Consider the following 8,454-nt stretch of genomic DNA (forward strand, 5'->3'; position numbering starts at 1 on the left):
ATTAAAGCTGAGGGTATAAACATGAATAATGATTTTGGATCATGGGCAGATTTCGATTTCAGTAACGACTATATACTTGATTCAACTTTTAATTCGTGGGATTCTACTTTTGATTCCTTCTCGTCAAGTTTCGATTCGGCAGGATGTTCTTCATACTCAAGTGGATGTAGTAGTTGCAGTAGTTGTAGTGGATGTAGTTCTTAATATTTTAAATATTTAAAAATCTTACTCGCTATCCCCCTAAATATCTAACCGTCTAAAAATCTAATTGTCTTTCTAGAAATCTAGGTGTCTAGCCATCTAGAAATCTAAAAAAGATTCATTCTAAACTCCTTTCTGCTTAACTTGTAGACATGGATTACTTCAATTTATCTACAGCGCGTTTGAACCTTCGTCCGATGGGAAAAGAGGATATAAACTCTTGGGCCGAATTTTTTGAGAACAACAATTCTTTGCACTTTTTAGGTATAGAAGCTTGCAAGACGCACAAAGAAATGGCAGAGGAGTGGATAGAGAAACAATTTCCACGCTACGAAAATGAAAATTTAGGCTTGTTGGCAGGTATAGATAAAGAAACGGGTGACATCGTTGGCGTTTGTGGAATTATACCTCGAGAAATAGATGGAAAAAAGGAGTATGAATTGGCCTATTCCGTAAAACCTAAATACTGGCAGAAAGGTTATGCTACCGAAATGACGGCTTGCGTAAAGGCGTATGCAAAGGATAAATTAAACATAGACAGAATCATTTCCATTATCCATGTTGAGAACAATGCTTCAAAGAAAGTTGCGTTGAAAAATGGAATGGAAAGCACAAAGAAAACTACCTATTTAAATATGCCCGTAGAAGTATTTGCCCTAGGGTTGAAATAAGCCTTTTGGAAACTTAGAAATTCATTACTAAGTCAGGTAATTCTTCTAAATCAGATATTTTTAAAACACCATTGCGCTGAGTGAAATTTTCTTCGGGGTCAAACAATACACCTTCAATACCTACAGCTTGTGCACCCAATACATCTACATGTAAATCATCACCTATCATCAATGATTCATGTGCCTTGGCTCCGGCAGATTGTAAGGCGTGTTCAAAAATACTTGGGTGGGGTTTGTTTTGTCCAAATTCATCTGAACACACAATCACATCAAAATAATCAATCAATCCACAGTTGGTGAGCTTAATATATTGCGCTTCACTAAAACCATTGGTGATGATGTGCTTTTTAATGCCCCATTCTTTTAAAGTTGATAGTGTTTCCAAGGTATTGGGGAATAGTTCTTTTTGATAAGGCGCTCTAGAGATGTAGAAGTCTCCGGCCTCATGCAAATGATTTTCTTGGGCTAAGTCTATACCCAAAGCCGTAAAACTATCTTTAAATCGACCAACCCTTAATTCTTCTTTGGTGCAGTATCCTTTGCGGTAACGCTTCCAGTAGTTGTTGTTAATGGCCTTGTATTTTTTCACGAACTGCTCAGGAGTAATGGCGTGCTTAGCCAATTCGAAATTGTCGTGCAATTCAAATAAAGCTACCTCCGAATTTTTTTCAAAATCCCAAAGTGTTCTGTCTAAATCAAAAAATACGTGTTTAATTTTCATCTCTCTCCGCTATTAATTCGCTTTCACATCAACCATTCCTCCTACAAAGTACCAAATACAGCACAACAAGAAAGTGTTCAATACAATACCTGCCAAGATGAGGTAAGGTGTTTTCTTATGATGACCGTAAAACTTTGCGCAAATGATGGAGCCAATGGGAATACTTAAAAACAAAGGTACCAACCAACATGTAATGTAAATCCCTAAGGTCGTTTTTACTTTAACAATGGTTTTATTGAGTCGCGTAAAATTCTTGGGACGTTTGTAATTAGGATCATTGGTCGCCAAGGCCTTTTTATGTTTCTCAACCTTTTTAGCATGATTCCTACGCATGAAATACTCACTCATGAAATAGAAAATTCCCCATGAAATTAAGGCTCCAATTAAGGTGCTAAAAAAAGATTCTAAGAAAGTTAAACCCAACTTTTCACCGGCTAGGGGTGAAAACATAAATTTGAATGAAGCCAAACCTATGATGGTGAGGTATTTCCACATAAAACGTTATAATTTATCTCCAAATGCAATGTCGCCTGCATCTCCACAACCCGGAACAATATAAGAGTGTGCCGTAAGCTCATCATCTATAGCTCCTACCCAAATTTCCGTGGTTGGCGGTAAATGCTTTTGCACATATTCTATTGCTTCCGGTGCGGCAATGCCTGCAATAATATGAGTTTTTCTTGGATTACCGTTTTTTAAAAGTTCTTTATAAACCGTTACCATGGAACTACCTGTAGCCAACATGGGGTCAGAAATAATCAAGTCTTTCCGATCGATGCTTGGGGCTGCCAAATATTCTACTCTTATTTCAAACTCTTCGCCACTTTTGTGCTTTCTATAAGCACTAACGAAAGCAGAATCTGCTTTGTCAAAAATATTCAATAATCCTTGATGCATAGGTAAACCGGCGCGTAAAATCGTGGCTAAAACTAACTCTGTATCCAAAGTGTCAACTTTCGCAATTCCTAGAGGCGTAGTTACTTCTTTTGTAGAATAATTTAATTTTTTAGACACTTCATATCCTAAGAGTTCTGCCGTCCTTTCTAAGTTGCGACGAAAACGCATGGAATCTTTTTGAATATCTACATCCCTGATTTCTGCCATGAAATTATTGAAGATAGAATGTGTTTTACTGAGATCGTGAATCATAGGACTTTTGTTTGTATTAAAGATATTAAATCTTGTGCTAAACTCCCCGAAAAATTAGTTTTAATCTTTAGTTGCTTGACGCTGATGTTTTTAACGAATTCTTGGACTTGATTTGGAGCGAAATTTTACTTGATTTCAGAAAAATGAGGCCTATTTTGAGGGTTAAAAGTGTGGCTTTGACAGACCTTGGATTTCAACTTTTTGATAATTGTCATTTAGAGGAAACTTTTTAGGGTGAAAACATTTTTATTCTTTGCAATCCAAGTTATTTTTGCGCTATGTCTGATAAAAGCGCTAGAAAAGTAGATTTTGGTATTTTCAAAAGGTTGTTAGCCCATGCTAAACCTTACCGTTTGTACCTCATTTTATCTTTACTTTTTACTGTAATTCTTGCGGGACTTGCTCCGCTAAACCCTTCAATATTGGGGTATGCGATCAATACCTATGCAGTGGCAGAGGAAACGCAAAGTGCAGAGAAGTTGATGTACTGGATCATGTTGGCAGGAGGTATACTTATGCTACAGGCTGTATTCATGTATTTTTCTACCTATTTCTCAAATTTATTGGCGCAGTCTATCATTAGAGATTTACGTAAGAAGTTGTATCGACACATGGTTGGTTTTAAGATGAAATACTTCGATAAAACTCCCATTGGAACTATTGTTACCAGATCTGTATCTGATATTGAGGCAGTATCAGAAGTATTCTCCCAAGGGTTGATTAACATCATTGGAGATTTGTTATCGTTAACGGCCATTTTAGGATTCATGATTTACATGGATGCTACCCTAACGTTATTGGTATTGATTCCTATCCCTTTGCTTTTAATTGCAACAAGAATATTTGCCAAAGCCATGAAGTCTGCTTTTCAGAAAGAACGTGTGGCAGTGAATCGATTGAATACTTTTGTTCAAGAGCGTTTAACAGGTATGGCGATTCTACAGATGTTCAGTAGAGAAAAAATTGAATCAAAAAAATTTGATACAATTAATAAAGCCCACTTAAAATCACACATAGATGCGATTTGGGCCTTTTCTATTTTCTTCCCCTTGGTAGAGATATTAAGCTCACTTTCAATTTCAGCCTTGTTGGTTTATATGGCTGTTTTGGTGTCTGGAGATGACATAGAAAGCAAAACAAATTTGGTAGGAACGGTACTTTCTTTTACCATGTATGTAAGTTTGTTGTATAGACCTATTCGTCAATTAGCAGATAAATTTAATGTATTGCAACGTGGTATCGTTAGAGCAGAAAGAGTATTTGAAACCTTGGATTTAACAGATCACATTGACAATTCTGGAGATGTTGATCAAGTAGATTTCCAGCAGACCATTCATTTGAAAGACGTAAGTTTTGCTTATGTTAAAGAAGATTGGGTTTTGAAAAATATCAATTTGGAAATAAAGCCAAACTCTACCGTTGCGTTTGTAGGAGCAACAGGGGCTGGAAAGTCATCTATTGTGAATTTGTTAGCGCGTTTCTATGAATTCCAAAAGGGGAGCATTAAGGTAGGAGATGTAGATATACGCGAAATGAATTTGGCTTATTTGCGAAGAAATATATCTATTGTTTTGCAAGATGTTTTCTTGTTTTCGGATAGTATTCACAATAACATTACCTTAGGGGATGAGAGTATTTCTCGAGAACAAGTAATTGAAGCTGCTAAGGAAGTTGGTGCACACGATTTCATTATGCGTTTGCCAGGTGATTACGATTACCAAGTAGGAGAACGTGGAGGAGTGTTGTCGGTAGGACAAAGACAGCTACTTTCTTTTATTAGAGCTTACGTTTACAACCCGCATATATTAGTTTTAGATGAAGCAACATCTAGTGTGGATGGAGAAAGCGAAGAACTGATCCAAAAAGCAACGGAGAAGTTAACTCAAGGAAGAACAAGTATAGTCATAGCACACAGACTATCAACCATACAGAATGCCGACAAAATAGTAGTGTTGGAAAAAGGAGAAATCGTTGAACAAGGAAACCATCAAAGCTTATTAGAGCAAAATGGATACTACAAAAACTTGTACGAAAAGCAGTTTCTCGAGAATGAAAAATAAACAAGATGAATGATTTAGTAGGATTAAAAGTAGGCGGTGTTCCAGAACACTTTAACCTGCCATGGAGATTAGCCATAGAAGATGGAAAGTTCAGAGAAGTGGGGTTACGACTGCACTGGGAAGACATGGGAGGAGGAACGGGCCAAATGATCCGAGGTCTCGAGCAAAAATCTATAGACGTTGCGGTATTATTAACAGAAGGTATTACCAAAGCTATTTTGCAAGGATTAGATGCGAAAATCATTCAGGTTTATGTTACCTCACCTTTGCGTTGGGGAATTCATGTTCCTTATCATTCAGACATTCAAAAGGTGGAAGACTTAAAGGATGGAACTTATGCAATTTCACGTTCTGGTTCTGGGTCTCAATTGATGGCTTATGTTTTGGCAGATCAGCAAGGATGGCCAACCGATAACTTAAAATTCAATGTAATTGGAGATGTTTACGGTGGTTTATGGGCTTTAGAAAACAACGAAGCGCAAGCCTTTTTATGGGAGAAATACACTACGCACCCTTACACGGAACAAAAGAAATGTAGATACATAGACGAGGTGGTTACACCTTGGCCTTGTTTCTGTATTGCGGTAAGAACTGATGTTTACGAAAAACATTTCGACAAGTTAAAAGAGATGTGTGAGGTGGTGAACCATAAAGCAGAGGAGATGAAAACCATGGAAAACATCATTGATGTTATTTCTTGGAGATATAACCTGAGAAGCTCTCACGTACAAAGTTGGTTAAACGAAACCGAATGGAACTACAAGGGAATTGAATATCCTTTGGCTTTCGAAAAAACGGTGCGTTACCTTAAGAAACTTGGATTGATTACCGAAGAAGAATCAACAGATTTCAGAGAAAAACTATTTTAGTAGCCCATAAAAGCGAGCGCATAAACATGAGTAAAACAGGTGTAAAGTATTTCGTAGAACAATGTAAATTGAACAATTTGAGAAATGTAGTTATTTCTCCAGGTTCCAGAAATGCTCCCCTAACCATTGCTTTTTCAAGTGATGATTTTTTCAATTGTATTTCCATTCCAGACGAAAGAAGTGCAGCCTTTGTGGCCCTTGGAATGTCCGAACAATTAAAAGCACATGTTGCAGTACTTTGTACCTCAGGTTCTGCTTTGTTAAACTACACTCCAGCAGTTTCGGAGGCTTTTTACAGAAGTATTCCGTTAATTGTTATATCTGCAGATAGACCCAACATGTGGGTAGATCAGGGAGATGGACAAACCATTCGTCAAACCCATGCGTTGGCCAATCATTTGCGTTTTGAAACGGAATTGAAAGAGCATTTAAAAGATTCCAACGATGTATGGGAATTGTGTAGAAAAACAGATCATGCTTTTCAGGTGGCTACAACTGCAGAAAAGGGACCTGTTCATATCAATTTCCCATTTACCGAACCTTTGTATGATATTTCTGAAGTAGACTATACTCCGCAAAAGCATATCAATTTTGTATCGCCTAAAATGACCTTTGATGCCCATCAATTGGAGCAATTCAAAGAAGTTTGGGATAGGTCAGAAAAGCGCATGATTATCGTGGGACAAATGCCTGTCAATCCAAAGTTGCAAGCGCAGCTGGTAGATTTGGCTACAGATACTTCAACCATAGTTTTGGTAGAGAATACAAGTAATTGTACCCACCGCAGTTTTATACAATGTATAGATAGAACGTTGAACAGTATTTCTGCAGAACAAGAAAAAGATTTTGCGCCAGATTTACTGATTACTATAGGTGGAGCAGTGGTGTCTAAGCGCATCAAAGCCTTTATACGTCGAAACGATATTCAAGAACACTGGAGGGTAAGTGAAGATTTCAATTTCATGGATACCTACCAAAAGTTGTCGGCAACCTTCCCCATGAAAGCAGAACAGTTTTTTGAGGAATTACCGTTGACCAAGTGGTCTAGAAATGCCAATAACTTTGGAGGGAAATGGAAGCAATTAGATTTGCAAATCCAAGCCCGACACGATGCTTATTTCTACGAAGCTCCTTATGCAGACATGTCCGTTTTTGAAATGTTGTTAGACTACATCCCAGAAAACTCTGTTTTGCATTTTTCTAATTCATCGGTTATCCGCTATGCCCAGTTGTTCGATGCTATTCCAAGTATAGAGCGTTATTGTAACCGTGGAACTTCAGGAATAGATGGATCTACGAGTACAGCAGTGGGTGCAGCATTAGCGCGTCCGGATAAATTGCATACGCTTATTACCGGAGACATTTCTTTCTTCTACGATTCTAATGCCTTGTGGAATAAAATTCTGCCGAGTAATTTGAGAATTTTCTTGATCAACAATGAAGGTGGAGGTATCTTCAAAATCATTCCTGGTCCGGGCACTACTCAAGCTTTGGATGAATTCTTTACCACGCGTCATCAAACCAAGGCCGAGTATCTGTGCAAAGCCTATGATGTGAATTATTTCCAAGCAGACGATTTGCAGAAGATAGATACACAAATGGAAGATTTCTACGCCAAGTTAGAACGACCAGCTGTGATGGAAATCTTTACGCCGTACGAAGAAAATGACAAAGTGTTAAAAGCTTATTTCGATTTCGTAAAAGTAAAGTAGGAGCCTTTCCGAGGTGAGCTCGGAACCGCGCTTTCCAGTATAGTCCCCAAAAGATAGTTTAAGTCGCAATACAAGCTACCATCACTTCCGCTGGTCGTAAGGGTAGCTCGTTGCTTACTAAAACCATATTCTGGGGAGCTGTCCTTCCTATCGCTAGGCCTTATAAAAATTGAAAATAGATCCCTATACTATGAAAGTAAACAGGAGATTCCGGTTTGAAACCTGGTCCAACTGGAACGGTAGGATTGTGTAGTTTTTCCGTTAATCCAAAGCTGTACCTTAGTTCAGTTTGCAAATCGAAAAACTGAAACTTGTTCAATAATCCTAATCCAAAATTCAAAGAGAAATTATTACGCTTTGTATAATCTGTCCCCAATACAGGAGAACTAAGCCTTCTCTGATAGGCGGGAGCAAAACTAAAGAATAGAGAATTTTCATCCTCTTTGAGGTAATAATTCAATTTGGGTTGAAAATTCAAATAATAATCAAGTAGAGGATTGTCTTTATGGCGTGCACTCGAATAACCAAATGAGATTACAGGATTGAAGAAAAGATGATCGCTTAGCGCTCGTTTCGTGCTAATCCCTAATTCATATCCAGGACCATTTGATTTGTCACGTCCAATTACATTGCTATAGTTGGCGCCTACTTCAAAACCATAACTCCATTTTTTGTCTTTTTCCTGTGCGAAACTCGATAAGGCAAAGCTCAGCAGTAAGATACTTGTTAACTTTTTCATTTTTCATTGTGTTTTGGGTTAAGTAGTGTATTTACATATACTGCATGTTGCTTTTATCGATTGAAAACAAAACGTCATTTCTTTTCGCTTATTATATTAGTTCAGAATTTAAAATGATATGCGATGAGGTTCTTTAGTTTTGTAAGTGTGTTACTACTGGTATTTCAGGTTTTTACAGTGGATGCTCAAGTTTCTGAAAAAACAGATTTAGTAATCGGGGATAAACACCTCTTGCGTTCACATATTCTTGGGGAAGATCGTGTTATAAATGTTTATCTACCAGATGACTACAACGATACCATGGCTTATGATATCGTCTATCTTCTCGACGG

General features: G+C 37.7%; 10 protein-coding genes. 6 read left to right on the forward strand and 4 right to left on the reverse strand.

The window, feature by feature from the left end; translation table 11 throughout:
• Both AC22ZQ_RS10115 and AC22ZQ_RS10120 read left to right on the forward strand, forming a co-directional pair.
• Nucleotides 1-204, forward strand: a 204-nt coding sequence (locus AC22ZQ_RS10115) for a hypothetical protein (RefSeq protein ID WP_318958666.1), incomplete at its 5' end; no start/stop codon positions are given.
• A gap of 149 nt (nt 205-353) precedes the next feature.
• Nucleotides 354-872, forward strand: coding sequence for a GNAT family N-acetyltransferase (locus tag AC22ZQ_RS10120; RefSeq protein WP_318958667.1), 519 nt, complete (start codon nt 354-356; stop codon nt 870-872).
• Between the two features lie 13 nt (nt 873-885).
• Here AC22ZQ_RS10120 and AC22ZQ_RS10125 read toward each other — a convergent pair whose 3' ends face one another.
• From AC22ZQ_RS10125 to upp, 3 genes are read right to left on the reverse strand one after another with little or no spacing between them, the layout of a single operon-like run.
• Nucleotides 886-1,593 carry a YjjG family noncanonical pyrimidine nucleotidase gene (locus AC22ZQ_RS10125; RefSeq protein ID WP_318958668.1) on the reverse strand — a complete coding sequence of 236 codons (708 nt, stop codon included), beginning with the start codon at nt 1,591-1,593 and terminating at the stop codon, nt 886-888.
• Between the two features lie 12 nt (nt 1,594-1,605).
• Nucleotides 1,606-2,088 (reverse strand): inorganic phosphate transporter, encoded by a 483-nt coding sequence (locus tag AC22ZQ_RS10130; RefSeq protein ID WP_318958669.1) that lies wholly within the window; start codon nt 2,086-2,088, stop codon nt 1,606-1,608.
• A 6-nt stretch (nt 2,089-2,094) separates the two neighbouring features.
• Nucleotides 2,095-2,742, reverse strand: a complete 648-nt coding sequence (upp, locus tag AC22ZQ_RS10135) for a uracil phosphoribosyltransferase (RefSeq protein ID WP_318958670.1) — start codon at nt 2,740-2,742, stop codon at nt 2,095-2,097.
• Between the two features lie 278 nt (nt 2,743-3,020).
• Between upp and AC22ZQ_RS10140 the strand changes: the two genes are divergently transcribed.
• The 3 genes from AC22ZQ_RS10140 to menD are packed head-to-tail and all read left to right on the forward strand — an operon-like array spanning nt 3,021 to nt 7,383.
• Nucleotides 3,021-4,802 (forward strand): ABC transporter ATP-binding protein, encoded by a 1,782-nt coding sequence (locus AC22ZQ_RS10140; protein WP_318958671.1) that lies wholly within the window; start codon nt 3,021-3,023, stop codon nt 4,800-4,802.
• A 5-nt stretch (nt 4,803-4,807) separates the two neighbouring features.
• Entirely contained in the window at nt 4,808-5,671 is an 864-nt protein-coding gene (locus tag AC22ZQ_RS10145; protein WP_318958672.1) for a substrate-binding domain-containing protein, read from the forward strand.
• A 26-nt stretch (nt 5,672-5,697) separates the two neighbouring features.
• Nucleotides 5,698-7,383, forward strand: coding sequence for a 2-succinyl-5-enolpyruvyl-6-hydroxy-3-cyclohexene-1-carboxylic-acid synthase (menD, locus tag AC22ZQ_RS10150; protein WP_318958673.1), 1,686 nt, complete (start codon nt 5,698-5,700; stop codon nt 7,381-7,383).
• A 160-nt stretch (nt 7,384-7,543) separates the two neighbouring features.
• Here menD and AC22ZQ_RS10155 read toward each other — a convergent pair whose 3' ends face one another.
• Nucleotides 7,544-8,122 (reverse strand): porin family protein, encoded by a 579-nt coding sequence (locus AC22ZQ_RS10155; RefSeq protein WP_318958674.1) that lies wholly within the window; start codon nt 8,120-8,122, stop codon nt 7,544-7,546.
• 123 nt (nt 8,123-8,245) lie between these two features.
• Here AC22ZQ_RS10155 and AC22ZQ_RS10160 point away from each other — a divergent pair.
• Nucleotides 8,246-8,454: alpha/beta hydrolase-fold protein (locus AC22ZQ_RS10160; protein ID WP_318958675.1), on the forward strand; the 209-nt coding region annotated here is incomplete at its 3' end.

It is taken from the genome of Lishizhenia sp. (assembly GCF_057456495.1).